Raw genomic sequence first — 24184 nt, forward strand, 5'->3', positions numbered from 1 at the left:
TTATTTTAAATTTTAAAAGCATCAAAACGAATTGCGTGTGATGTCTCTTCGTCTTCAGCATTTGATTTTGATCGAGACTTTTTTTGAAATGCTAAAAAAGCAATGAGTGAAAAAAGCAAAACGACGGCGGCGATGATATAATTAAGATGAATATAAAACTGAAGCCACGACCGGTCCTGTGATCCTAAATTTTTCAGAAACAGAACGGAAACACTTCCCAAATATCCAAATGCGTCGACGAAATAAATGAAGAAGCCTACATTTCCCTTAATTCTAAAAGCCGCAATCATCCGGTCGAAATAAATTCCATTAAAAGGAATATAGCAGAGATACATCCCGAAACCTGACACCGTCATCCACAAATACGGCGAAATAATCTTGCCCTGAAATAAAATCGTTGAGAATGCTACCAAAATAATTCCGACAAAAAGAATGTAATGATAGTAAGCAAAGGCTTTTCTGTTGTTTTTTACTTTGACCATAAAACCGAGAATCAATAAAACCATAATTGAGATTGGAATTTCGGTTAACGTGAAAACCGAACTGTCTGCAGAACCGCTCATCTCGTCCCAAATCTCACGACTGAAATTGTCCCGGAAATCCCTTAGAACAGTCAGGCCGATGTAAAGTATCGTGATGCTGACCAATGGAAGGAAAAAATTTTTGACCAAAGACATTCTTTCCTCTTCACTCAGTGGTTTTCTTTCTTTTTTCAGAACGATATCTTCTTCAGTAGGAGCCGGAATTTTATTCAGTAAAACCGCAAAAATAATAAGTGGAATTACAAAGATTAACCCTGTTGCAAAAGGCATCCAGAATTCTGAGATTGCGAAGCTGTCCATTAAAAATTTTCCGGCAGATTTTACCACACCTGAAGAAACTACAAAGCTTGAGCAGAGAAACAAGCCAATAATTTCTGTGGTTTTTCTTCCTTCAATATAGGAAAAAACAATTCCCCAGATCATGCCCAAAGGAATCCCGTTGATGAACATGAATAAAATATTGTATGGTGCGGGAACGACTGCAAATCCCAATAAAGCAAGCTCGGCAACCCCAATAAAAATCAGAAGAAAAAGGATTCGTTTCTGAGGTTTCAGTTCTGAAATGAATTTAATTCCGATAAATTTTGAAATAAAATACCCGACTGCCTGTGCAATGATGATTAAAATTTTATAATCGAAACCGAAAAATTCAAGATTACTGAATGAAGCTACAGCAAAAGGTTTTCTGAACGCATACATGCAGAAGTAGACCCCGAAAGCAGCGATGGCCGCTTTCAGAGTTACATTCAATGTACTGTTTTTTGATGGAGAATTAATCATCGTTTTAGAAATTAAGTTTTACTCCGATATTTCCTCTTACACCATAATATTCTACCTGTTCAGGTCTTTGCTCGTCTTTTCCGAAATGATAGATTAACGGTTTGTTCAGAATGTTGTTGATATCGGCAAAAACAGTGATATGCTTATTGATTTGATAAGAAGTTCCGAAGTCAAGATTGCTGTATTTTCCGTAGTAAGAATCATAAAGATCTTCTTCAGCATATTCTACTGCAAATTTTCCCTTGTGGTTGTAAGCCAGCCTTGCATTGAATCCTTTTTTCTCGAAGAACAGTTGAATATTATACAGTTCTTTCGCTTGATAAGGTAGTTTTACCATTCTTCCGCTTGGTTTTTCCATTTCAGATGTCATGAAGGTAGCATTCAGCTGAGTTCCGAAATACTGCAGGAATCCTGGCAAGAAGTCAAACCTTCTGTTAATTCCCAATTCGATTCCGCCTAACCATGCTGCTTTTCCGTTGTTGGGAGCGCTAAACTGTACGCCATTAATTCCGTTGTAATTTCCGATAAAAGAATCCTGAAAAATAGGATCAGTAATCGATTTATAGAAAACACCTCCGCTCAAAATCCCGACATTGGAGAAATAATATTCACCCATTAAATCAAGGTTGACAGAGTAGGTCGGGTTCAGGTTCGGATTTCCACCTTTAAATTCGTTGTCTGCTTCAATGTAAGTTCCTCCCGGAGTAAGATCACCAAAATTAGGTCTTGAAAATGTACGTGTTGCAGCAAACCGCAGGTTGGTCTTATCGTTGATCGTATATTTTAGATGCAACATTGGTAAAACTGCAAGGTAGTTTTTGACATTTTCAACGGGTGTTAAAACATCTTCAACAACATTATAACCCTTTACTTTGGTATGGGTATTTGATAATCTCAGACCTCCTAAAACGGTAATTTTGTCATTGATTTTATACGTTCCCATTCCGTAAGCATCCGCATGTTTTTCGAAAACATCGAAATTTCTTCCTAATGCTTTGTTATATTCCAATGCCTCAGAATCGGTTTTATTGATGGTTAAATTTCCCTGATTCTGAAACCAGAACTGATCCATCCCGCCTGTAGAAAGTACAGGTCCGAAAGTGTTTCCGATATTCGCATTCATCTCGCTCAGATACTTCGTTGCTCCAGGTTGAGTCGTGATATGCTGATTGAAATCTGACAGCAACGGAGCTGTTCCGTTCGACCAATTGTAGAAAATATCAGAGAAGCGAGCGTTACGTTCTTTATCACGGTATTTTAAACCATACTTTAAAGTTAACTCATCCGAAACATTGATTTCGTGGTTGAAACCCGCAACTATTTTATCTTTCTCCTGAACATACACTTTATAAAATTCCAGATCGGTGAATCTCATTTGAGAAGCATCCATTTTGAAATTCGGGTTGCTGTAAAAACCAAATAATGCATCAGGATCTTTGTAGTCTAACTTTCCGCCATCTGCTTTCCAGTAAGCTCTAGGCCCATTTCCATTATCTGAAATATAATTTGGATTAATTCCTATACCGTTTTGTGTGTATTTAATAACATAGTAAGAGTTATTCTGCTTATCCGGAATATTACCGTATTTAAAAAGATTGTTGTAGTACGAAAGATCCCAGTCGATTTTACTTTTGTTCAGCTGATGAACTCCGCCCAAAGAAACCGAAGTCAGTTCTGTGATCAGTAAATTGTGAATGTTTTGAAGCTCAACTCTTGCCGTGTTGTTAGCAGCACTGAATTTATCAAATCTTACTCTGTGTTTGTAATGCGTTTCATCATCAGAAAGTGTTCCATACATTCCTTTCAGATACAAGGTGCTTTTCGGAGACAAAACATATTCTAAAGCAGCATTCGCTCCGGTCGTTTTTCTTACTCCATTATAATCACGAAGTTCCATTCTGAAAACGCCTTCGTCACCGCTTCGTCTTGCTTCAAAATTATCCGTTGACCAGTTTCTGATGAAATGTGAAAAATTAACAAGATATCCGAACTTTTTGTCCTTCGTTCTTCCTCCATAAAGCAGCCCCAGATTATAAACACCTTTGTCAGACTTTGCATTGTAACCCGTGCCTAAAGTTCCTCTGAATTCCGTTTTCATCGGTGGAGTTTTGGTAATGAAATTGACACCGCCGCCTATTCCATCTGCTTCCATATCCGGTGTAAAAGATTTGTTGACGTGTACGTAAGAAATCAATTCTGTAGGGAAGAAGTCGAATGCTGTCGCTCTCGAAGTGGTTTCTTCTTCAGCCGTTGGCAGTCTGTTTCCATTGATGGTTGTAGAAGCCCAAAATGGTGGAAGTCCTCTTAGAGAAACAAATCTTCCTTCTCCCTGATCACGCTCAATGGAAACACCCTGAACTCTCTGTACGGTTTCTGCTGCGTTTCTGTCCGGTAGTTTTCCGATACCGTCTGAGGCGATGACGTTTGAAATATTGATTGCATTTTTTTGCATATTCAAGGCACGGGCTTCACTGTTTTTCAAAGATCCGGTGACTACAACTTCATCAATATTCTTCTGTTTTTGAAACATTGAAATAATTCCCAATTCTAATGACTGATCTGATATCAAATCAACCGTCATATTTTGAGGTTCATAACCGATATATGTAAATTGTAAATCGTAGTGACCCGGTTTCAAATCATTAACAGAGAATTTTCCGTCAACATCTGTGATTACAATTTTTGAGCTTCCATTAATTTTAACCGTTGCGCCCGGAAGTGGTTGATTATTATCTGAAACTGTTCCGGTGACAATTTGTTTTTGTGCCGATACAAATATCGTACAGCAAGCAAAAAGAGGAAATAAAGATTTTTTTATAATTGTTTCCATTGTTTACATATATTAAATTTCTATTGCAAAACAACTTAATAATTTTAATATATGTAAATTTTTAATATTAATTTATATTTAATAAATAATGGATGATTGTTAATTCAATCTTACGGATTTACAACACCTAATACATTGAAATTTTGGTATTAAAATGTTTTAAAATATTGTTTAATAGGGAGTTATTTAAATAAATGAAAAATGAACTGCCTGTGAGCAATTCATTTTGTTTGATCTTGTAATGTGGAATTTATGTTAACAATCTTAAATATGAAAAAAACTGAATTTTACTATTTGTAAACTTTTTTCATAAAAAATGTAAAAATCATCTAATTTTTTTAGTCTTTTTCTGAGTAGAAATAAAGCACGAGCATCATACAATCTTCATCGGAAATACTGACCGGAACGTGTGGTAACTTTCCATTGAAATAAAGCGAGTCACCTTCATTAAGCTCAATTTCTTCATTATCAATGATGTATTTTACTTTACCTTTTAAAATATATTTAAATTCCCAAGCATCTGTGATTACTTTATCTCGTTTTGAATTGGGTTCTAAGGTCAATAAAACCGCTTCAAAGCCTAATGAATGAAGGCTTTTGCTGAAAATATGCATGTACTTAAAACCTTCAGCTTCCACTTCTTTTTCGATAACCTGCTGATTTTCTTTAGGTACAAAAATGAATTTTGCATTAGATTTTTTCTCAACTCCTTCAAAAAAATAACTGGCATCAATATCCAAAGACTGTATCAGTTCAAGGAGAACAGGCAATGATGGAATTGTTCTGCCATTCTCTATTCTGGAAACCAAACCATTGCTCACATGTGCCTTCGAGGCAAGATCGTTGATGGTAAGATTGTTTTTTTTCCTTATATCTTTTAATCTTTTTCCAATACCTATTAAAAAGTCACTCATTTTTATTTACTGTTTCAAGCTTTTTTATTTATAATGACTGTAAAAATAACAAATAAATAAATCTGAATATAAAAAATGTTACAAATAGTAAACATTTCTTAAATTAAATATTATAAAAATAATTATTTTTTAATTCCCATATTTTATTTTTCTTCATCTGTCTGGTGATCCAGTATTTTAACATACTGATAAAATGTTGTTCTAGTCAGTCTAAATGCATTATAAAAATTTTCCGGACGTTTTGTGGGATCTTTATAAATGGAGCGCAAAATTAACAGTTTGGATATTGTTTCCGCAGTATAGCCCTCTGGTCTTCCTCTCGCTATCTCAGACTGCAAGCTTACATTGGTTCTTTCTCTTATCAGCTCCCTCTCGTACTCAGCCAAAGAAGTGATTAGATTTAAAAATAGTCGCCCATTAGTAGTGTCAACACCATCTCCAAGACCTTTTATTATAACTCCTTTATCACTCAAACTTAAGACAAGATCAATACTATTTTTTAAACTTCTTCCTAATCGGTCAAGTCTCCAAACATAAAGCTCATCGCCCGCTCTGAATTATTCAATCATCTTATCAAGTTCAGGGCGAATCTTTGTGGCACCAGAAATTTTCTCCTGATAAATTTTTTCACAACTGGCTTTTTCTAAAGCTTCAATCTGCAAATCCAAATTTTGATCTTTGGTTGAAACTCGGGCATATCCTATTTTCATAATTTGTTACATTAAACTCATACTTTGTAAGTTTATGAAACTTTGTTTAGTGATATGAGATTTTGAGAAAGTTAATTGAAAAAAATAAGATTTCAAAACTTACATTTTTTTTAATCTCAAAATACTACCGAAATTTCCAGAAATAAATTTTAAAGAATATTCAAATGTCAACTCAAAAAATTTGTGAAATCATTTCTTAATCTTCAACAAATGTTTCGAGATCTCTTCATTTATAATTACAAGACAACAGTAGCCAAATAAAGACTTTCTATATCAATACTGATTTTTATTAGTTTTTTAAATTAAATTGCAATAGACACAAACTAAAAGAAATTATTTGTTTAAAATGAGTTTTGTAATTCTTGTCTAATCTGGCTCAAACGAACCAAATCATCGATAAAAGTGTTTGAAGATACGCTCGTCTTGGTCACATAACAGGATTATTTGATTCTATAATTCTTTGCAAATCTTCCACTAGATGTTTCGATATTTCTTCGGTTATGGATACAAGACCGAAACAGCCAATTTAAGACTTATTATTCCAATACTGATATTGCTGTTATTTTTACATTAATATGTTTGCAATACGATACCAGTGTTATGTAGTAGTATCCAACATAAAATTTTGTACTATCAAATATCATTTTTTATTTAGTCACTTTCCATTTACATTCTCTTTGAGAAGGAGAACTAATAGCAGTGGAAATAAGGAATTTTAATTCACATATTCTAAACAGTCTTTATTTTACGACTAGAACGATTGGCAAGCGACAATACTTTTGTCACTTTTTTATTTTTATTCAGAGATTTCATAAGTAAATATGTATGATAGACATAAGAAAGAAAAAAAAATGACAGATAAAGCCATAATAAGCTAATAGATTCATGGAATAATCTATATCAAGTAAATTATACTAATTTTTCATTCTAAAGTTAAATCATATGGAAAATATTACAAAACAAGATTTAGATAATTTAAAGAACGAAATTATTTCAGAAATAAAACATCTTCTTAAAAATGATTTTAACCAGCATGAAAAAAGTAGTATGGATTGGGAATGGTTAAGAAGTAAGGCAATTAGGAAAATTTTAGAGATTTCTCCTGCCACTCTCCAAAATTTAAGAATAAGTGGAAAAATCAGATCAAAGAAAATAATGGGATCTTACTACTATAACAGTAAAGATTTAAAAAGTTTATTTGAAAACAACTAACTATGAATGACTATTGGTACAGTTTCATGGAAAGATTTTCTTGCGACGAAAGATTAAGTGTTATTCATATTGCACTTCTAACAGCAATTACTTATATGGGTATAAAACAACGTCGAAAGAAGAAAATAATCGTAAGCAGAAGCAGGCTTATGAAGAATTCTCATATCAAAACTATCCCCACTTATCACAAATATTTTAAAGAATTACAAGAATTTGGCTATTTCATCTATACACCGTCTTACCACCCTGCTGTTAGAAGTTTTGTAATAATAAACAAATGAAGAGGAGTTTTTCCTAAACTCCTCTTCATTCGCTTTACAAATTAGAAACTCCCAAGATTTTATTTTTAAGCTTTTCATAGTCTTGAAGCAATTGAATTTCACTTTCGTTTAAAATCTTTTTTATTTGAATATCTTGTACTTTGTTTTCTTGATTATTTTTTAGTTTTATTTTAAGGTTATTCATTTCATTATTAATCAACTCCTGAGTTGTTAAAGCATATTCTTCAGTTTGAGTCACCGAATGATGTCCTAATAATTCTTTAACGACATTGATTGGAACACCATTTTTAAGGGTAACAGTACTTGCAAAAGTTCTTCTGGCTTTATGTGTATTAAGCTCTGAATCAATTCCACATAAAGTAGCGATTTCTTTTAAATACTCATTCATTTTTTGATTTGAACGAACTGGTAATACAAGATTTGAATCTTGACAAAGTAGATGCCCCTTATATTTTTTCATAATTATAATAGCGTTTTCCAACAAAGGAATGTCAGTACGTGACTTTGATTTTTCCCTGTTTGACATAATCCATAAACTTCCATCGGACTCTTCTTTTATTTTAGTGTATTTTAATTGTTTAACATCAATATAGGACAATCCTGTATAACATTGAAATACAAAGATGTCTCGTACAATTGAAAGACGTTCCGTATTAAACTTTTTATTTTCCAATATTAAAAGTTCTTTAGTGGTTAGAGGTCTTTTGTCAAGTTTAGTTTTTTTTGACTTAAATAGTATGAATGGATCTTTTTGAATTATATCCTTTGCAACAGCTCTTAAGACAATCTTTTTAAAATTAGCTATATATTTGAGTGTTGTATTATTTGAACATCTGCGAACGGTCTTTAAATAAAATTCGTAATCGGTCACGAAACTATAATTAAGCTCTCTAAAATCAAAATCATCACGATTGTATTTGAATTTCATAAATTCCTTGACATGGGATCTTGCAGTAACATATCTCTCATAAGTACCTTTCGAGAATCCGCCTGTAGAGATTAAAGCAAAAATTTCATCATTATGATTTTGGAATTCTTCAAGAACTTTAGCTTTTTGATAAGATTTTCCTTGAATATAATCAATAAGTTTGGCAGCAGATATTCGCTCAGAACTGTTACTTAGCTTTGTTTTAAAATTGTGAAGTCCAGTAATTATTGAGTCTAAAAAATGATTTAAAGATTTAGCATCTTCTTTAGTTCCAACTGCTCTTTCGGTTTTCTGGTTCCATCGGTCAATTCTCCATTTCCTTTTAGTTGAAATGTCTTTAGAAATAACGTCTACTGTGATTCTCAGGTATACAAATCTAAGATGATCATCTTTCTTCCATGGCGTTTTTAAGAAGAAATTTACGCCAAAACTTTTTTCTAACATAATTCGATTTTTTAAGGTTAATAAAATTCGAATTAAATCACTCAAAAATCAAGATATTAATCACCTTTACATGTTAACTAACAGATAGTTATACACGTTTTTATGGCAGTTATTTTGCAGAATTAAAACTGCCATGATTTTGCCATAAAGATTATGAGCATTATTGAAAATTTTTCAACTCCGTAAAATAAAAAAAGAGCTGTAATTAATTAAATTACAGCTCTTTTAATGAATTTTAAGCGTTTTTGAAAATTTTAGTTTTCATACTCTGCGGAGAGAGAGGGATTCGAACCCCCGGACCTGTTACAGTCAATAGTTTTCAAGACTATCGCAATCGACCACTCTGCCATCTCTCCTTAAACTCCGATTGTATCGTTGTTTTCAGTGGTGCAAATATATAATGTTTTTAAATTCTGACAAAATATTATTTAAATAAAATTAAAACTAATATTTATTAACACACCTTTGTATTTGATATTAAGATATTTAAATTTCTCCAAGATACTCTTTTATCGTTTCCATAACTCCAAAATGATCATTAGAACAGGCTTCAAATTTAGCTGCTTCTTTTACTGATGGATGAGCATTTTTCATCGCGAAAGAATAATGTGCATTTTTAAGCATTTCGATATCATTGAGATAATCGCCGAATGCCATAGTTTGTTCTGGCAGAATGTTGAGAGATTTCTGAAGTTTTTCTATAGCATTTCCCTTGTTGGTGTGTTTATTCATAATATCCAACCAATTTTTACCAGAAACCACTACTACCAAATCTTCATTTTCAAACTTTTTTAAAGCCGGATACAGAAATTCTTCTGAGCTATGAGGATGATAAACTGCGATTTTAAATACAGAATCGTCAACGGCCTGAGTAAGATCTTCTCTCTTCTGATTCTTGATGTAATATTTGCTGAAATAGTCCGCAAAATCCTGATCATTACTCTCATAATACGAACTGTCTTTTGCACTCAATACTGCTCTCGCATCGGGAATTTCCCGGATTGTTTTCACAATTTCTGCAATGGCATTTTGATTTAAACGGTCAGCGAAAATTTCTTTGTTTTGATAAACAACATAGCCTCCGTTTTCAGCAATGAAGCCCATTTCATTCTCAATTTCTCCGAAATATTTTGTAATACCAGACATTTGCCTTCCACTTGCGGGCACAAAAAGAATGTTTCGTTTTTTGAGTTCCTGATAAATCTTGGGGAAATCAGGGCTTACTTCATATTTAGAATTCAGAAAAGTTCCGTCCATATCGGTCACAATCATTCTAATATCATTCATTTTCATATTTTTTCTGTTCAAAAAGTTAGAATTCTTACACAAATATATCTTTTAATATTGACTATTTGATTTCGTGTATGTTAAGAATTTTCTTTAGACTAAACTTTATTCATGATAATTATTCGATAATATGATTAAATTCTTTTCGATATTGCGACGGACTTTTGTTGATATATTCTTTAAAGGTTTTATTGAAATAACTGAAATTATTAAATCCAGATTCAAAGCAAACATCAGTAATACTCAAAGGATGCTCTGCCAATAGTTTTAGAGCATGCGTGATGCGGTATTCATTCACGAATTGAGTAAAGGTTTTATTGGTGATTTTTTTAAAATAGCGGCAAAAAGAAGGCACTTTCATGGCTGCAAGATTGGCAACTTCATCCAATGTAATCTGATCTTTAAAATGATCTTTTACATAGTTAAATATTACGTTAATTCTCTCATTATCTTCAATTTGCGTTTGGAGATAATATTTTCCTGCATTCAATATTTTATATTCCTGTGTGGTTGCCAAAATTTCTATAATTTCCAGAAACTTTAAAAGTCTTTCTAAAGAATTTAAATCGTGCATTTCACTAAGTTTTTCGCCAATATCTTTTTTAATTTTATCTGAGAAAACAATTCCCGATTTTGATTTTTCAAGTAAATTAACAATTCTCTGCATTTCTGGAATTCCCCATATTGTTTCGCCTAAAAAATCAGGTTTAAACTGGATTACAATTTCGTAATCATTATTCGTGTTTTCATTCGTCATACCACAATGCGGAAGATTACTCCCAATTAAAACCAAATCTCCATCCGAAAAATAAGAAATATTGCTTCCAATCTGTCTTTTTCCTGAACCGCCACAAACGAAGATAAGCTCAATTTCAGGATGATAATGCCAAACATGAGATTTTAAATTTTCATTCTTTTGAAATTTCAAACTCGTGAAACTGCTTCCTATATTAGGTTTTACGGCTTCAAACGTTGGATTAGAATGCTTCATAATTGACTTGGTTTATGTATGTAAAATTAACAATTATATTTAATTAAATTAATTTAAGGGTTAAAATAACACATAAATATGAAAATCTGCTTGTAACATTGAAACAGAATCTGAAGTAATTTTGCAATGTAAATAACTGATAATAAAACCATAAATTATGAAAAACGTACTAAAATCTGTTTTGCTTACCGGTTTTTTGTTAATCTCGGCAAGCTTGATGAGTAAAGACAAAGATTTTTCTCTCTCTTTTGGATCAATCTCTGCCACAAATTTGAATTTTGAAGTTTCAAATGCACAAAATATTTCTCTGTCTATTTACAGTGAAAAAAGCGGAGAATTATTTTCTGAAAATTTAGGAAATTCTGAATCTGTTGTAAAATCTTATGATCTGAAAACTCTGGAAATGGGAACTTACTTTTTAGTTGCTGAATCTGATCAGAAAGTTGAAAAATACAAAATCAATATCAACTACAAAAATGAGGTTACACTTGATAAAAAACCAGTTTCTAAAATCAAAAAACCTGTATATATAGTAACGGGAAATGTTGTAAAAATGACAATGGAAACTATGCAAAACTCTGCGGTTATTTCTGTTAGTGATTTTGCAGGAAATGTATATTACAACGAGACAAAAAATGCAGAAGGAGGAAACCTTTCTTTGACCTTTGAATTAAACCCTTTCAATGCTAACAAATACATCATTACGGTGGAAGATGAAGGCAATGTTTTCAATAAAATAATCACTTTGAATTAATTTTTCAAAGTAATAAAAATCTTTATATAGTTTCTTAAATCAGGTTTTGACTGAACTCTCAGTACAAAACCTGATTTTTTTATTGTCTTTATAAAACTTTTATATCAATATTTTGCAGTGATTTGTCATCAGAAGAACCTCCATACAAAATAGTGTAATCTCCGGATTTCAAAATCAATCCGTCTGATTTTTCGTCATAAAATTTGAAAGAATCTGAATTGATTTTAAGTTCAATATTTTTTGTTTTTCCGGCTTCAACAGAAATTCTTTCAAAAGCACGCAATGTTTTTAAAGGAGCATTAGGATCGTTGTTCCTTTTTAAATAAACCTGTACGACTTCGTCACCATTGCGGTTAGAAGTATTTTTGACAGTAATATTTAGAGTGAAATTTTGTTCTTTTTTAATTTTTTTTGATGAAACTTTGGCTTTCCCATATTTGAAATTTGAATAAGTTAATCCGTACCCAAAAGAATACAACGGAGATTCTTTCATATATCTGTACGTTCTGCCTTGCATATCGTAATTTTCAAAGCCTTGTTTCTTGTTATCTGTCAAAGCATTATCTAATTGATTTAAGGTTTTATAGAATGTCACAGGAAGTCTTCCTGCAGGATTATAATCTCCGAAAAGCACATCTGCAACGGCATTTCCACCTTCTTGTCCGGAATACCAGGAGCATAAAAGGGCATCATAATTTTTTTCGTCCTGCTCAAGAGCTAATGCGCTTCCTGTAGATAAAACAAAAATGACTGGCTTCCCGGTTTTCTTTAATTCAGAAAGCATATCCCGCTGAACTTTAGGTAAGTCGATTGAAATTTTATCTCCTCCTTTAAATCCTTCGGCGTTCACCATCATTTCTTCACCTTCAAGATCTGGCGATAAACCTCCTGCAAAAATAATAGCATCTGCATCTTTTACTTTTTCGACCACTGCAAGAAAATTCAGAGGATCTTTTTTGTAAATATCCAACGTGATATTGATAAGTTTTCCTTTTTGAATATGTTTTAATTCAACTGAATATTCTTTGTTTTTTTCAACTTTTAGAGCAACTTCAGTAGGTTTCGAAGCATTTCCGCCTTTACGGCTCAGTACTTCTTTCCCATCTACAGACAATACATATCCGTCTGAAGCAATTGGCGAAAGAAAAACTTCACCATCCAGCGGACTTTTAAAAATTCCTGAAATTTTTGTCGAGGTATTTTCAAGGTTCACTCCCTGCGCAAGCTGAGTTCCGCCCGAATTGTTGTAATTGATTGCTGTATTGTTGATTATTTCTGCGGCAGGATTTCCTTTAAATTCATTATTGTTAAAAAATTCAACTTTCATTCCCTGTTTTCCATCTTTTCCACTTTTAAAGCTATTGTAGAGAGATGTTTTTGATGAAGGATCTACCAAATCGCATCCTCTTTCGTAAATAATTTCTGCGTTTGGAATTTTCTTTTTAATTCCTTCTAAAATAGTGATAGTATAAGAAGGCGTTCCGTTGTAATTTCCCAGCTGCATAATTCCGTCATCAGCATTGGGACCTACCACGGCGATTTTCTTTATATTTTTTGAAATCGGTAAAATCTTATTTTGATTTTTAAGCAGCGTCATAGATTTTTGAGCCATTTTCAAAGCCTGCAATCTATGTTCGGGGGAATCTACCACAGACATCGGTATTTTACTCCAGGGGTTTGCATCTTTAGGGTCGAGCATTCCCAATTCCAGCCAACCGTTAATTACTCTTCTAAGCGAAATATCAAGTTCCGATTCTTTGATTAATCCTTTTTCTAATGATTGTGTTAGACTTTTGTATGAGCTGCCACATTCTACATCCGTGGTGTGTTTCACAGCATCTGCGACCGCAGATTCAGGGTTGGGATGTGTTGCATGCGCTTTTTTCTCATAAAAATCAGACAAAGCACCACAATCTGAAACCACCATTCCGGTAAAATTCCAGCGGGTTCTGAGAATATCGGTTACCAAGAAATTATTGGCACAACAAGGCTCGCCATCAAAAGCATTGTAAGCACACATCACTTCACGTACATTTCCCTGTTTTACCAAAGTTTCAAAAGCTGGGAGATACGTTTCCCAAAGGTCTTTTCTCGATACTGTTGCATTGTAAGAATGCCTGTTCCATTCCGGGCCGCTGTGAACTGCGAAATGTTTGGCTGTAGCATGTGTTTTAAAATAGTTAGGGTTGTTTCCCTGAAGGCCTTTTACCGCAGCGAGTCCTAACTGAGCGGTGAGATAAGGATCTTCACCATACGTTTCCTGGCCTCGTCCCCATCGTGGATCACGGAAAATATTAATATTCGGAGTCCAGAATGATAATCCGTGATAGCGTTTAATCACGTTTTTTTCGGCAATATCCTGATTGTATTTTGCTCTTGCTTCATCAGAAATCATTTCAAAAGTTTTCAAATGCTCCGGAACATCCCATGTTGCAGCCATTGCAATTGCCTGTGGAAAAACAGTTGCATTTCCTGCTCTGGCGACACCATGTAAAGCTTCATTCCACCAGTCATATGCAGGAATTCCTAATCTGTCAACAGCTTTAGAAGAGTTCATCATCATTCCTATTTTTTCTTCAGGAGTTAAAAGACTCAGTAAATTCTCAACTCTTTCAGCTCTTGAAAGTGAAGGATTTTGAAAAGGATATTGATAAACTGATTGAGCATGAAGATTTTGGGTTAAAAGGACGAAGCCCAAACCGATGATGAATTTTTTCATATTTAAATTTTTAGTATTTGATCTCTGACGGAATGTTTTATTTAAAACTGAAATTTAATTTTAGTTTAAATGCTGTTTCCACCGCTCAAAAGCTTCCAGATACTGCGACCGTTTTTCTGCCTGAGGTTCGATGACAGCGATCTTATCAAGCGATGCAAATGCTTCTTTGGAATTTTTGTAGAAACCAATTCCCATTCCGGCAGCGCGTGCTGCTCCTACAGCTCCATCGGTATCGTATAATTCAATCACCGCATTGCTGATTCCGGCTAATGATTTTCTGAAAATAGAGCTTAAAAACATATTGGCATTTCCGGCGCGAATTACGCTGATGTCCATTCCCATATTTCTCATGATATTCATTCCGTATTCATAAGAAAAGACAATTCCTTCCTGAGCAGCTCTCAAAATATCGCCTTTAGAATGAATGTTAAAATTAATTCCGTGAATCGAACAGTTCGAATCTCTGTTTTCTAAAACTCTTTCCGCTCCGTTTCCAAATGGAATAATACTCAAACCTTTTGCTCCAACCGGAGAAAGCGATGCCAAATCATTCATATCTCCATAAGAAGAAAGCGAGGTGGCAAAATTATGTTTTAACCAGGAATTTAAAATCCCTGTCCCGTTGATGCACAATAAAACACCCAATCTGATTTGTTCCGGAGTGTAATTGACGTGAGCGAAAGTGTTTACCCTCGACAAATCATCATAATCCAAATGATCCAAAACACCGTAAACCACACCCGAAGTTCCTGCTGTAGAAGCAATTTCCCCTGGATTGAAAACGTTGAGTGATAAAGCATTATTGGGTTGGTCTCCCGCTCTGTAAGAAATGGGAGTTCCTTCTTTTAAACCTAATTCTTCAGCCGCACTTTTTGACACAGTAGACTGAATTCCAAAAGTTGGAATAATTTCAGGGAAAAAGCTTTCAGGAATGCCGAAGTAATCGATTACATCTTTTGAAATACAGTTGTTTTTAAAGTCCCAGAAAATACCTTCAGACAAACCTTCAATCGTCATTCCGATTTCGCCGGAAAGTTTCATTGCGATGTAATCTCCGGGAAGCATTATTTTATCAATCTTTTCAAAGATTTCAGGCTCGTTTTCTTTTACCCAAGCCAATTTTGAAGCGGTAAAGTTTCCTGGTGAGTTCAAAAGATGTGACAGACATTTTTCTTTTCCGATGGTTTCAAAAGCTTTTTCACCGTAAGGCACTGCCCTACTGTCGCACCAGATAATCGAAGGTCTCAAAAGATTTTGATCTTTATCTACCAAAATCAATCCGTGCATCTGCCAGGTAATTCCGATTCCTTTGATGTCTTCTGCATTGATTCCCGAATGCTGCATTACAGATTCGTGTGCCAATTTAAGATTCGTCCACCAATCTGCAGGATTTTGCTCTGCCCAACCGGGTTTCACTGCTGAAATCAGCATTTCTTTTTTTGGAGAAAAATCTGATGCCACTACTTTTCCGCTTGATGCTTCAATAAGGCAAACTTTTACTGATGAACTTCCTATGTCGTATCCTAATAAGTACATATCCGGTTGAAATTTTATTTGATGAGTTTAGTATTATTTTTCTTGTAAATTTTCTGATCAAAACTGTAATATCTCGCAGCGCGGTGTGCCACATTTGTTTCAATTTCATCCAGTTGAATGATATAATTGAACGACGATATTTTTTTGTGAAAGTTTTTGATGTCGATGTATTTTTCACTTATTGCGCTGTAAAGTTGATACAACTGTCTAATGGTGAATTTCTTTGGCAGAAGCTCAAAAATAATGGTAAAATCAGATTCTATCCACTTTCGGATTTCTATTAAAGATTCTTTGATGATTTGATTGTGATCAAAAGGCAAATCGGGAACTTTATCTACCGGAAACCAATCTACAGTTTCATATTTACTGCTATTGATTTTTCTATCTATTTTACAGAGTGAAAGATAAGCAACGGTAATAATTCTATCAATGTGATGGTTGTATTCTTTGTCCATCCACTTTACATCTTTTTCGCTGGCACGGTTGGGATCTGCAAAGCATTTAAACTGCTTCAGGACCATTTTTTTAATGCCCGTAAGCTCAGTAAGTACACGCTGTGCAGCATCATCTACTCCTTCATTATTCATAATGAGACTTCCCGGAAGTTTTCTGTGCTGCTCATCGGGAACACTTTCAAAATGACGCTGTACCAAAAGGATGTTGAGTCTGTTTTCGCTGTCAAAGCCAAAAACAACACAGTCTACCGAAACGTAAGTATGTATAAAATTTGGAATCATGGATGTAATTAACAATTTCGTAATCTCACAAATATAGAAATTCGGATGGATATAAAAAATTTATATTAAATTACATTCTGTTTATCAATATCTTACATATCGATTTTGTATGATATTTATTGAGTTAAAAGTATGATAAGCTTATGGTTTTACGAATGATAAATATTTAATAATTTCTATTCATTTACAATCATTTAACATTATTGATTTTAATTAAAAAATGTATTTTTAAGATGAAATTATATATGATAATCAAGATTCTTATTCAGATTATTAAATAAATTTAAATCCGGTTTAAAATCTACTTTTACCCTATTAAAACAGCGGTTTTAAGTCATTATAAATCCCCAAATTGATGAGCGAGTTATTGTCATTCTGAATTTGAATTATAAAATCTTTACGAATTTGGTTTTTACTTTTTGCAAAATATCTTTTAACAAAAAAAAACTGTCCCAAATGAGACAGTTTGTATTTTTACTTTAAATTTTTATTAAAGCATTTTCAAATTATTCACTTCCAATTCTGTAAGAATTCTCCAGTGACCTCTTTTGATGTTTTTCTTCGTCATTCCTGCAAACATTACTCTATCCAAAGCTTCAACTTCATAACCTAATCTTTGGAAAATTCTTCTGATTACACGGTTCCAGCCGATGTGAATTTCAATTCCCACTTCATTTCTCGGCTTACCCTCGATGAAAGAAATCTGATCTACTTCTGCAATACCTTCATCCAAACGGATACCTTCAGCGATAAGCTTTAAATCTTCATTCGTAAGTTTTTTATCCAAAGTAACATGGTAAATTTTCTTGGCATCAAAAGATGGGTGCGTAAGCTTTTTCGTCATGTGACCGTCATTCGTTAACAAAATAACTCCAGTCGTAGAACGGTCTAATCTTCCCACCGGGAAAACTCTGTAAGGAGAAGCGTTTGCCACCAAATCCATTACCGTTTTTCTTGCTTTATCGTCTTTTGTAGTAGAAATATATCCTTTCGGTTTATTTAAAAGGATGTAAACAGGTTTCTCCGGAGTGATATTTTGTCCGTCAAAAATTACTTTATCAGATTTCTGAACCTGATAACCCATTTCTGTAACTACTTTTCCGTTTACTTCTACCAAGCCTTGCGTAATCAATTCGTCTGCCTCTCTTCTGCTGCAGATTCCTGAATTTGCGATAAATTTATTCAGACGGATGGTGTCTTTATGAATATCTTTATCAATCTTGCTCAGTCTTCTTTTTTGTACAAATGATTTGTTTTTATCTTCACTGCCTTCTGCTCCCGGTCTTCTTCCGTATTTCAGGCTGCCTCTCTCATATTTATCTCTGGCATCAAAACTTTTAGGCCTGCTGCCGCCTCTGCTTGGTGCAGATTTTTTGAAAGGTTTTTTATCTTCGCTAGAATTGGTGATAAAATCTTTTTCCTCAGTTTTTCCAAATTTCTTATCCATTCTGTCCTGGTAGCTTGTACCTGAACTTTTTCTGGAATCTGAGTTTCTTTCGCCAGCTTTCGGGAAAGATTTTTTGAAAGATCCTGATCCTGAATTTCCTGATTTTGAAGCACGAGGACTGTCTGAATTTCTTGTTGAAGATCTAGGTTTTTTAGGTCTCCCCGAATTATTGTTGTCTCTGCTCATTCTAAATATTTTTGCAAAGATAGTAATTTAGTTACGAGTTAAAAATTAAGAATCATAACTTTGTAGCTTAGTATAGCTTTTAATATCAAAAAATCATACGATGATTACTTTCTTAGACGAAAATTTCTCACAGATCAATCAATTTCTGACCGAAAAACCTTTCAGTAAAATCTTTATATTAGTTGATGAAAATACTCATGAGTATTGCCTTCCATTATTTTTAGGTAATTTGGAAACCGAACTTTCTTTTGAAATTCTGGAAATTGAGGCTGGTGAAGAAATGAAAAACATTCAGACAGCCAATCAGCTTTGGGAAATTCTCACAGAGATGAATGCAGACAGAAAAGCTTTAATCATAAACCTTGGTGGTGGTGTAATCACAGACATGGGCGGTTTTGTGGCATCTACTTATAAAAGAGGTATTCAGTTTATCAATATACCTACAACACTGCTTTCTATGTGCGACGCATCGATAGGCGGAAAAACGGGAATCGATCTGATACATTATAAAAATATGGTAGGAACATTTTCTTTCCCTGAGCAAATTTATGTTTATCCTAAATTTTTGGAGACACTGCCTGCAAAAGAACTGAGAAGCGGATTTGCCGAAATGCTGAAGCATGGTTTGATTGCAGACAGGAAACATTGGGAAGATTTAATTCTGTTAAATGAAATAGATGCTGTTGGTGTAGAATCTTTCATTCAAAAATCAATGGAAATCAAGCAGGAAGTCGTGAATGCAGATTTCCTTGAAAAAAATGTGAGAAAAACTTTGAATTTCGGACATACCATTGGTCATGCGGTTGAAAGTTTATGTTTGCAAAGCGAAAATCCTATTCTTCATGGGGAAGCTGTGGCATTGGGTATGATTTGTGAAACCCACCTCTCCTATCTTGAAGGTTTGATTTCTAACGAAGATTCAGATTTAATTATAGAAAATATTCAGAAATATTACAGTTTTATAGATTTGAATGATTTTAAAGAGGAAGATATTTTTAATCTTTTATTAAATGACAAGAAAAATGCAGATTCAAAAATCAATTTTTCTTTACTTTCAGGCATTGGCTTTTGTGACTTCGATCACGAATGCAGTACAGAAAATATTCATAAATCAATTGAATTTTATAAAAAACTGAGCGGATTTTAAGTTTTAAACTAAAATTTTAAATCATCTAATTAACTAACAATTATTCATAACATATCAATTTAAAACTATTTAAATTACTGATTTTTAATTAAATACATATTAAGCCATTTGCGGAAGCAGGTGGTTTTATTTTTTGGTATCAATAAAAATTTAAATTTTGGCAAAGTATTTGGAAGACACCACACGTCTTATCAAAAAAAGACGGATAAAATTTAAAATAAGAATTAGTAAAATATTAAAAAATTTAAAGTTATGAAAAAGTTAATCTTAGGAATTGCAGTAATGTCGACAACATTGGCATTTGCACAGACAACACCAAGTTCAGGTTCATCAATGTCTCCAGTGAGATTTGGTTTAAAAGCAGGTATGAACGTTGCTTCACTATCTAAAGATGCAGGTCTTGAAGACCAGAAATCTAAAATCGGTTTTAACGCAGGTGTTTTCGCAAACATTCCTGTTGCAGAATCATTCAGCATCCAGCCGGAGGTTTTGTATAACCAATTAGGAGCTAAAATTGAAAGTAGAAGTGAAGCTACTTTAGCTGGTGTAACTACAAGAGACGTAAGATCTTACTCTACAAATTTAGATTACATTACAGTTCCATTGATGTTCCAGTATAATTTTGTACCTAATTTTTACCTTGAAGCAGGTCCTGAGTTCGGATTTATGATCAGTGCTAAAGAAAAAGGTGACAGAACTGTTACAACTACAAGTGGATCAACTACATCCACTTCAACTTCAAGCTATTCAGATGATATCAACAAAGATAATCTGAACACTTTTAACTTTGGTGTAGGTATTGGTGCGGGATATTATTTCACAGATAATATCGGGGTTACAGCAAGATATGTTGCCGGTGTAACAGACGTTGCTAAAGACAGACCAAGTGGAGATGATGCAATCAGAAACAACAACTTCCAGGTTGGTTTGGCATTCAAATTCTAATCAGAAACAGTCTTAATTTCAATAAAGAAAGGTCAGGTTTTCATTACGAAACCTGACCTTTTGATTTTATTTAGAGATAAAAAAATTAACTGAATAATTCGATCTCCTCACCTTTTGCTACAGGATATTCTTCCGTAAAACATCCGAAGCAATGGTTGGAAGAACCTAAAATTTCCTTTAAATTATCTGTACTCAAAAATTCCAGAGAATCTACACCCAAATAATCTCTTAACTGCTCAGTAGACATATTTGCAGAGATCAAATCGTCTTTTGAAGGGGTATCAATTCCTAAATAACAAGGTGCAATAATCGGCGGCGAAACACTTCTGAAGTGAATTTCCTTTACACCTGCTTCTTTCAAAATTTTAACCAATCTCTTTGAAGTTGTTCCACGAACGATAGAATCGTCGATGATCACTACTCTTTTTCCTTTGATTTCAGAAATAATTGGATTCAGTTTCAGATTCACAATTCTTTCTCTCATTTCCTGAGTAGGAACGATGAAACTTCTGCCGATATATCTGTTTTTAATCAAAACCGGACGGAAAGGTATGCCCGAAGCCTTGGAAAAACCAATCGCCGCAGGAACTCCCGAATCAGGAACACCAATAACGATGTCCGCTTCCACAGGAGCCTGTTCCCAGATTTTCTCACCTGATTTTTCTCTGATTTCGTATACATTAATGTTTTCAAGTGAAGAATCGGGTCTTGCGAAATAAATATATTCAAAAGAACAGATTCGCTGTTTTCCCTTTGCTTCATCAGCCATATAAGAATGAAGTTTTCCAGGCTCGTTTTCGCTTGTATAAACAATTTCGCCAGGCAAAATATCTCTCACATATTGAGCTCCAACAGCGTCTAATGCAACAGATTCTGAAGCTACAACGTAAGAATTTTCGCTGGTTGCTCCCAAAACTAAAGGTCTGATTCCGTTGAAATCCCTGAATGCGAAGAATTTATTTCTCGTCATTCCTACAACTGAATAAGCTCCTTCGATTTTTTCCATCGTCGCTTTGATAGCTCCACGAAGTCCCAGGTCAAGATTTTTCTGAATCAGTCTTAAAATTACCTCAGAATCTGAAGTTGCCCTGAAGACTACGCCCTCAGCTTCCAATTCTGTTTTCAGCTCTCTCGCATTGGTTAAATTACCGTTGTGAGCGATGGAAAGTATAATCTGGTCATATTCGTTTTTAGCAAAAAATGGCTGAAAATTATATTTCTTTTTGTCTCCCGCAGTCGTATATCTTGTGTGACCGATTGCAGAATTTCCCATAAAAGTTTCCGGTTCCTGGATTTCTTTATAAACATCCAATACCAAACCTTCATCTTTCATATTGGTGATTTTCCCGTCTTTAAGAACAGAAATACCACAAGCTTCCTGACCTCTGTGCTGAAGCGCAAAAAGCCCGAACTGCGAAAGAGAAAACGTGTCGAGATCGTTATCAGAATACATTCCGAAGATACCGCACTCCTCATTCGGAGCGTCCAGTCTTTCTTCTTCCTGCGTTCTGAAGAGATTTCTTCCGTAGGTTTGAGTCTCAAACTGTTTTAAATATTCACTTTTATGAATGTCTAAACTTTTCATTTCTATTTTTCTAAATTTGTTGGACGCAGGATGTTGGGTGTTGGATGAAAATTATCTCGCATCCAACATCCCGCACCCATCATATTACTTGTTAAGTACTGTTTTCAGTCTGTTGTAGATCTCAACGTAAGCTTCTGTAACTTCCCCAAGATCTCTTCTGAATCTGTCTTTATCCAGTTTCTTCATCGTGTCTTTGTCCCAAAGTCTGCAGGTATCAGGAGAAATTTCGTCAGCTAAAATGATTTCGCCGTCAGAAGTTTTTCCTAATTCGATTTTGAAATCAACCAAAATGATATTCATTTTATCGAAAAGTTCGATTAGAATTTCGTTGATGTCTGAAGTTAATTCATACATTTCGTCAAGCTCTTCGTAAGTAGCTGCACCTAGGAAAACAGCGTGGTGATCGTTGATAAGCGGATCTCCCAACTCGTCTTTTTTGTAGCAGATATCGAAGATGGTAACCGGAGATTTAATTCCTTCTTCCACACCTAATCTCTGAGCCATGCTTCCTGCAGAATAGTTTCTTACCACCATTTCCAAAGGAATAATTGAAACTTTTTTTACCAGCTGCTCTCTCTCGTCTATCTGTTTGATGAAATGAGTTTTAATTCCTTTTTCATTCAAATATTCAAAAATAAGGGTTGTGATAGCGTTGTTCATTTCGCCTTTTAAATCTACAGATCCTCTTTTTTGAGCGTTGAATGCTGTTGCATCGTCTTTGAAACGTACTACAACTTCTTCAGGATTTTCGGTTGCAAATACTTGTTTTGCTTTCCCTTCATACAACATTTCTAGCTTTTGACTCATAATTTTTACTTTTTTTACTTTTAGAAAACCTTGAATCAAAGGTTTTCGGTTATTATTAGATTTATATTATTCTTTAACTAAAATTCCTGTTAAAACGGCCAGTCCAAAACTCAGCAATGTACCTATTAATATATATTCTGTGAGTTTTCGCTGTTTTGCCTGTGCCAGATCACTGAATCTGAAAACAGATTTTGCTGCGACCATAAAACCTACACCTTCCCAATGGTTTACCATAATAAATGTGAAAACCAAAAGACGTTCTAAAATTCCTATATATTTTCCTGCGTTGGACAGAGATTCGGTTTGAAGACTTCCTGCCTGTTCGTTCACTGGCGTCCATGATGATAATAATAATTTAATGAAAATTGAAGCGGGCGATGTTAAAAACAAAGCTGCCATTAGAACTTTCAAAAAATCTTCGTTCTTCAGAAAATCAAAATCAAATTCATTAAAATAAAAAGAAACTCCGCCGATAACTGCTACATGAAGCAACTGATCGATGAAAAACCATCTTTTTTTTGTCTGAATATTCTGAAAACTGAGTTTACACGCGTCAATAATTAAATGCGTAATTCCTACCAAAACAGCAATCCACCAAAGCTCAAGATTCCAAAGGAAAATAAAACTTAAAACCGTATGAATCAGAACGTGAAGATACAGATATGGACTTTTCAGTTTGCGGTTTTCTTTATCTGCAACCCAAGAGTTTGGCTGAAGAAGAAAATCTCCGAGTAAATGTGCCAATATGAGTTGAATAAAAATCATCCTACAATTCTGAAATTTTCTTTTTAAAATACTGGTTGGTTTCTACGATAAGCTCGTAGTTGGCGCGCTTCAGTCTTTGGCTGATTGAAGATTGCGAAATGGTAAATTTTTTGGCAAGATCTTCCTGTGTATTATCCTGATTCATAATCATTTCATGAATGATTTCTGAGGTGGCCATCGTCCAGCTGTCAAAGTCTTTAGATGACCATTTCAACAGAATGTTAAGGTCTCTGTCTAAAGAATCGTTTGAAGTTTTGATGGATACGGTGTGGCCGTCAGATTTCAGGTCGTTTAGCAATCTTCCGGAATTCACATAAGCCGTTCCGTTGGACTCGGTAATTTTTTCTGATGAAAAATTTTCTTCACCAATGCCAATCGCCATTCTTACATCTAAATTTTCCTGACTTTTTATAAGGGATTTAATGGCTAAGAAACGCCAAAAAACGTCATCGATACTGCATTTAAGCTGGAACTCATCACCTCTGTAAATTTCCCATGTGTGTGGACTGTTTCCCCATTTCGCAAGGAGATTTTTCAGTTTGGTAATCCAAACTTCTGTGTCTGCATGTTGAGAATTAATAATATCACCAGTGATGACCGCTATCATTTTGCAAATATAAGCATTATTACTTATAAA

General features: G+C 34.1%; 18 protein-coding genes, 1 tRNA gene and 1 pseudogene. 4 read left to right on the top strand and 16 right to left on the bottom strand.

The genetic code is table 11. The annotated features are described in order from the left end of the window. Positions 1 to 5: 5 nt before the first annotated feature. From AC2A1G_RS10235 to AC2A1G_RS10250, 4 genes and pseudogenes are all read right to left on the bottom strand, one after another. Positions 6 to 1322 carry a DUF5690 family protein gene (locus AC2A1G_RS10235; protein ID WP_484046817.1) on the bottom strand — a complete coding sequence of 439 codons (1317 nt, stop codon included), beginning with the start codon at positions 1320 to 1322 and terminating at the stop codon, positions 6 to 8. Positions 1323 to 1326: 4 nt separating this feature from the next. Then, a complete protein-coding gene (locus AC2A1G_RS10240; protein ID WP_484046818.1) occupies positions 1327 to 4152 on the bottom strand; it encodes a TonB-dependent receptor in 2826 nt (941 codons plus the stop codon). Positions 4153 to 4490: 338 nt separating this feature from the next. After that, a complete protein-coding gene (locus tag AC2A1G_RS10245; protein ID WP_484046819.1) occupies positions 4491 to 5066 on the bottom strand; it encodes a helix-turn-helix domain-containing protein in 576 nt (191 codons plus the stop codon). A gap of 143 nt (positions 5067 to 5209) precedes the next feature. Then, positions 5210 to 5776 (bottom strand): annotated as a pseudogene (locus tag AC2A1G_RS10250) (recombinase family protein). Positions 5777 to 6718: 942 nt separating this feature from the next. Here AC2A1G_RS10250 and AC2A1G_RS10255 point away from each other — a divergent pair. Further along, complete coding sequence (locus AC2A1G_RS10255; protein WP_484046820.1) at positions 6719 to 6988, top strand: helix-turn-helix domain-containing protein; 270 nt, start codon at positions 6719 to 6721, stop codon at positions 6986 to 6988. 315 nt (positions 6989 to 7303) lie between these two features. Here AC2A1G_RS10255 and AC2A1G_RS10260 read toward each other — a convergent pair whose 3' ends face one another. The 4 genes from AC2A1G_RS10260 to AC2A1G_RS10275 form a co-directional block, all read right to left on the bottom strand. Further along, positions 7304 to 8641 (bottom strand): tyrosine-type recombinase/integrase, encoded by a 1338-nt coding sequence (locus AC2A1G_RS10260; protein ID WP_484046821.1) that lies wholly within the window; start codon positions 8639 to 8641, stop codon positions 7304 to 7306. A 271-nt stretch (positions 8642 to 8912) separates the two neighbouring features. Further along, positions 8913 to 8997 (bottom strand) — tRNA-Ser (locus AC2A1G_RS10265). Between the two features lie 130 nt (positions 8998 to 9127). Further along, the gene (locus AC2A1G_RS10270; protein WP_484046822.1) at positions 9128 to 9928 is read right to left on the bottom strand and encodes a Cof-type HAD-IIB family hydrolase; all 801 of its coding nucleotides are present in this window, start codon (positions 9926 to 9928) and stop codon (positions 9128 to 9130) included. A gap of 118 nt (positions 9929 to 10046) precedes the next feature. Next, a complete protein-coding gene (locus tag AC2A1G_RS10275; RefSeq protein ID WP_484046823.1) occupies positions 10047 to 10919 on the bottom strand; it encodes an AraC family transcriptional regulator in 873 nt (290 codons plus the stop codon). Positions 10920 to 11076: 157 nt separating this feature from the next. Here AC2A1G_RS10275 and AC2A1G_RS10280 point away from each other — a divergent pair, with 157 nt between their 5' ends. After that, complete coding sequence (locus AC2A1G_RS10280) at positions 11077 to 11673, top strand: hypothetical protein (protein ID WP_484046824.1); 597 nt, start codon at positions 11077 to 11079, stop codon at positions 11671 to 11673. Between the two features lie 88 nt (positions 11674 to 11761). Here AC2A1G_RS10280 and AC2A1G_RS10285 read toward each other — a convergent pair whose 3' ends face one another. From AC2A1G_RS10285 to AC2A1G_RS10300, 4 genes are all read right to left on the bottom strand, one after another. After that, positions 11762 to 14392 (bottom strand): glycoside hydrolase family 3 C-terminal domain-containing protein, encoded by a 2631-nt coding sequence (locus AC2A1G_RS10285; protein ID WP_484046825.1) that lies wholly within the window; start codon positions 14390 to 14392, stop codon positions 11762 to 11764. A gap of 60 nt (positions 14393 to 14452) precedes the next feature. Next, positions 14453 to 15928 (bottom strand): xylulokinase, encoded by a 1476-nt coding sequence (locus AC2A1G_RS10290; protein ID WP_484046826.1) that lies wholly within the window; start codon positions 15926 to 15928, stop codon positions 14453 to 14455. Between the two features lie 14 nt (positions 15929 to 15942). Then, the gene (locus AC2A1G_RS10295) at positions 15943 to 16665 is read right to left on the bottom strand and encodes an NUDIX hydrolase (protein WP_484046827.1); all 723 of its coding nucleotides are present in this window, start codon (positions 16663 to 16665) and stop codon (positions 15943 to 15945) included. A 490-nt stretch (positions 16666 to 17155) separates the two neighbouring features. Beyond that, the gene (locus tag AC2A1G_RS10300) at positions 17156 to 18298 is read right to left on the bottom strand and encodes a pseudouridine synthase (RefSeq protein ID WP_484046828.1); all 1143 of its coding nucleotides are present in this window, start codon (positions 18296 to 18298) and stop codon (positions 17156 to 17158) included. 100 nt (positions 18299 to 18398) lie between these two features. Here AC2A1G_RS10300 and aroB point away from each other — a divergent pair, with 100 nt between their 5' ends. Further along, positions 18399 to 19445, top strand: a complete 1047-nt coding sequence (gene aroB, locus AC2A1G_RS10305; protein ID WP_484046829.1) for a 3-dehydroquinate synthase — start codon at positions 18399 to 18401, stop codon at positions 19443 to 19445. 252 nt (positions 19446 to 19697) lie between these two features. Next, entirely contained in the window at positions 19698 to 20390 is a 693-nt protein-coding gene (locus AC2A1G_RS10310; RefSeq protein WP_484046830.1) for a porin family protein, read from the top strand. 85 nt (positions 20391 to 20475) lie between these two features. Here the strand turns inward: AC2A1G_RS10310 and purF are convergent, their stop codons facing one another. From purF to AC2A1G_RS10330, 4 genes are all read right to left on the bottom strand, one after another. Continuing rightward, positions 20476 to 21975 carry an amidophosphoribosyltransferase gene (gene purF, locus AC2A1G_RS10315; protein ID WP_484046831.1) on the bottom strand — a complete coding sequence of 500 codons (1500 nt, stop codon included), beginning with the start codon at positions 21973 to 21975 and terminating at the stop codon, positions 20476 to 20478. Positions 21976 to 22059: 84 nt separating this feature from the next. Further along, positions 22060 to 22782 (bottom strand): phosphoribosylaminoimidazolesuccinocarboxamide synthase, encoded by a 723-nt coding sequence (gene purC, locus AC2A1G_RS10320; protein WP_484046832.1) that lies wholly within the window; start codon positions 22780 to 22782, stop codon positions 22060 to 22062. Positions 22783 to 22848: 66 nt separating this feature from the next. Then, on the bottom strand, positions 22849 to 23547 hold the full coding sequence (locus AC2A1G_RS10325) for a DUF3307 domain-containing protein (protein WP_484046833.1): 699 nt from the start codon (positions 23545 to 23547) through the stop codon (positions 22849 to 22851). A gap of 1 nt (position 23548) precedes the next feature. Next, positions 23549 to 24154 carry a SatD family protein gene (locus tag AC2A1G_RS10330; protein ID WP_484046834.1) on the bottom strand — a complete coding sequence of 202 codons (606 nt, stop codon included), beginning with the start codon at positions 24152 to 24154 and terminating at the stop codon, positions 23549 to 23551. Positions 24155 to 24184 lie beyond the last annotated feature (30 nt).

The sequence above is a fragment of the Chryseobacterium sp. HNCC26DJ240 genome, from assembly GCF_057180485.1.

What these genes read in the sequence shown, in the direction of transcription:
- AC2A1G_RS10275 (WP_484046823.1), bottom strand. Translation starts at nt 10,919, where the DNA reads ATGAAGCATTCTAATCCAACGTTTGAAGCCGTAAAACCTAATATAGGA.
- purC (WP_484046832.1), bottom strand. Translation starts at nt 22,782, where the DNA reads ATGAGTCAAAAGCTAGAAATGTTGTATGAAGGGAAAGCAAAACAAGTA.
- AC2A1G_RS10295 (WP_484046827.1), bottom strand. Translation starts at nt 16,665, where the DNA reads ATGATTCCAAATTTTATACATACTTACGTTTCGGTAGACTGTGTTGTT.
- AC2A1G_RS10280 (WP_484046824.1), top strand. Translation starts at nt 11,077, where the DNA reads ATGAAAAACGTACTAAAATCTGTTTTGCTTACCGGTTTTTTGTTAATC.
- AC2A1G_RS10290 (WP_484046826.1), bottom strand. Translation starts at nt 15,928, where the DNA reads ATGTACTTATTAGGATACGACATAGGAAGTTCATCAGTAAAAGTTTGC.
- AC2A1G_RS10310 (WP_484046830.1), top strand. Translation starts at nt 19,698, where the DNA reads ATGAAAAAGTTAATCTTAGGAATTGCAGTAATGTCGACAACATTGGCA.
- AC2A1G_RS10270 (WP_484046822.1), bottom strand. Translation starts at nt 9,928, where the DNA reads ATGAATGATATTAGAATGATTGTGACCGATATGGACGGAACTTTTCTG.
- AC2A1G_RS10325 (WP_484046833.1), bottom strand. Translation starts at nt 23,547, where the DNA reads ATGATTTTTATTCAACTCATATTGGCACATTTACTCGGAGATTTTCTT.
- AC2A1G_RS10235 (WP_484046817.1), bottom strand. Translation starts at nt 1,322, where the DNA reads ATGATTAATTCTCCATCAAAAAACAGTACATTGAATGTAACTCTGAAA.
- AC2A1G_RS10285 (WP_484046825.1), bottom strand. Translation starts at nt 14,392, where the DNA reads ATGAAAAAATTCATCATCGGTTTGGGCTTCGTCCTTTTAACCCAAAAT.
- AC2A1G_RS10255 (WP_484046820.1), top strand. Translation starts at nt 6,719, where the DNA reads ATGGAAAATATTACAAAACAAGATTTAGATAATTTAAAGAACGAAATT.
- purF (WP_484046831.1), bottom strand. Translation starts at nt 21,975, where the DNA reads ATGAAAAGTTTAGACATTCATAAAAGTGAATATTTAAAACAGTTTGAG.
- aroB (WP_484046829.1), top strand. Translation starts at nt 18,399, where the DNA reads ATGATTACTTTCTTAGACGAAAATTTCTCACAGATCAATCAATTTCTG.
- AC2A1G_RS10260 (WP_484046821.1), bottom strand. Translation starts at nt 8,641, where the DNA reads ATGTTAGAAAAAAGTTTTGGCGTAAATTTCTTCTTAAAAACGCCATGG.
- AC2A1G_RS10245 (WP_484046819.1), bottom strand. Translation starts at nt 5,066, where the DNA reads ATGAGTGACTTTTTAATAGGTATTGGAAAAAGATTAAAAGATATAAGG.
- AC2A1G_RS10240 (WP_484046818.1), bottom strand. Translation starts at nt 4,152, where the DNA reads ATGGAAACAATTATAAAAAAATCTTTATTTCCTCTTTTTGCTTGCTGT.
- AC2A1G_RS10300 (WP_484046828.1), bottom strand. Translation starts at nt 18,298, where the DNA reads ATGAGCAGAGACAACAATAATTCGGGGAGACCTAAAAAACCTAGATCT.
- AC2A1G_RS10330 (WP_484046834.1), bottom strand. Translation starts at nt 24,154, where the DNA reads ATGATAGCGGTCATCACTGGTGATATTATTAATTCTCAACATGCAGAC.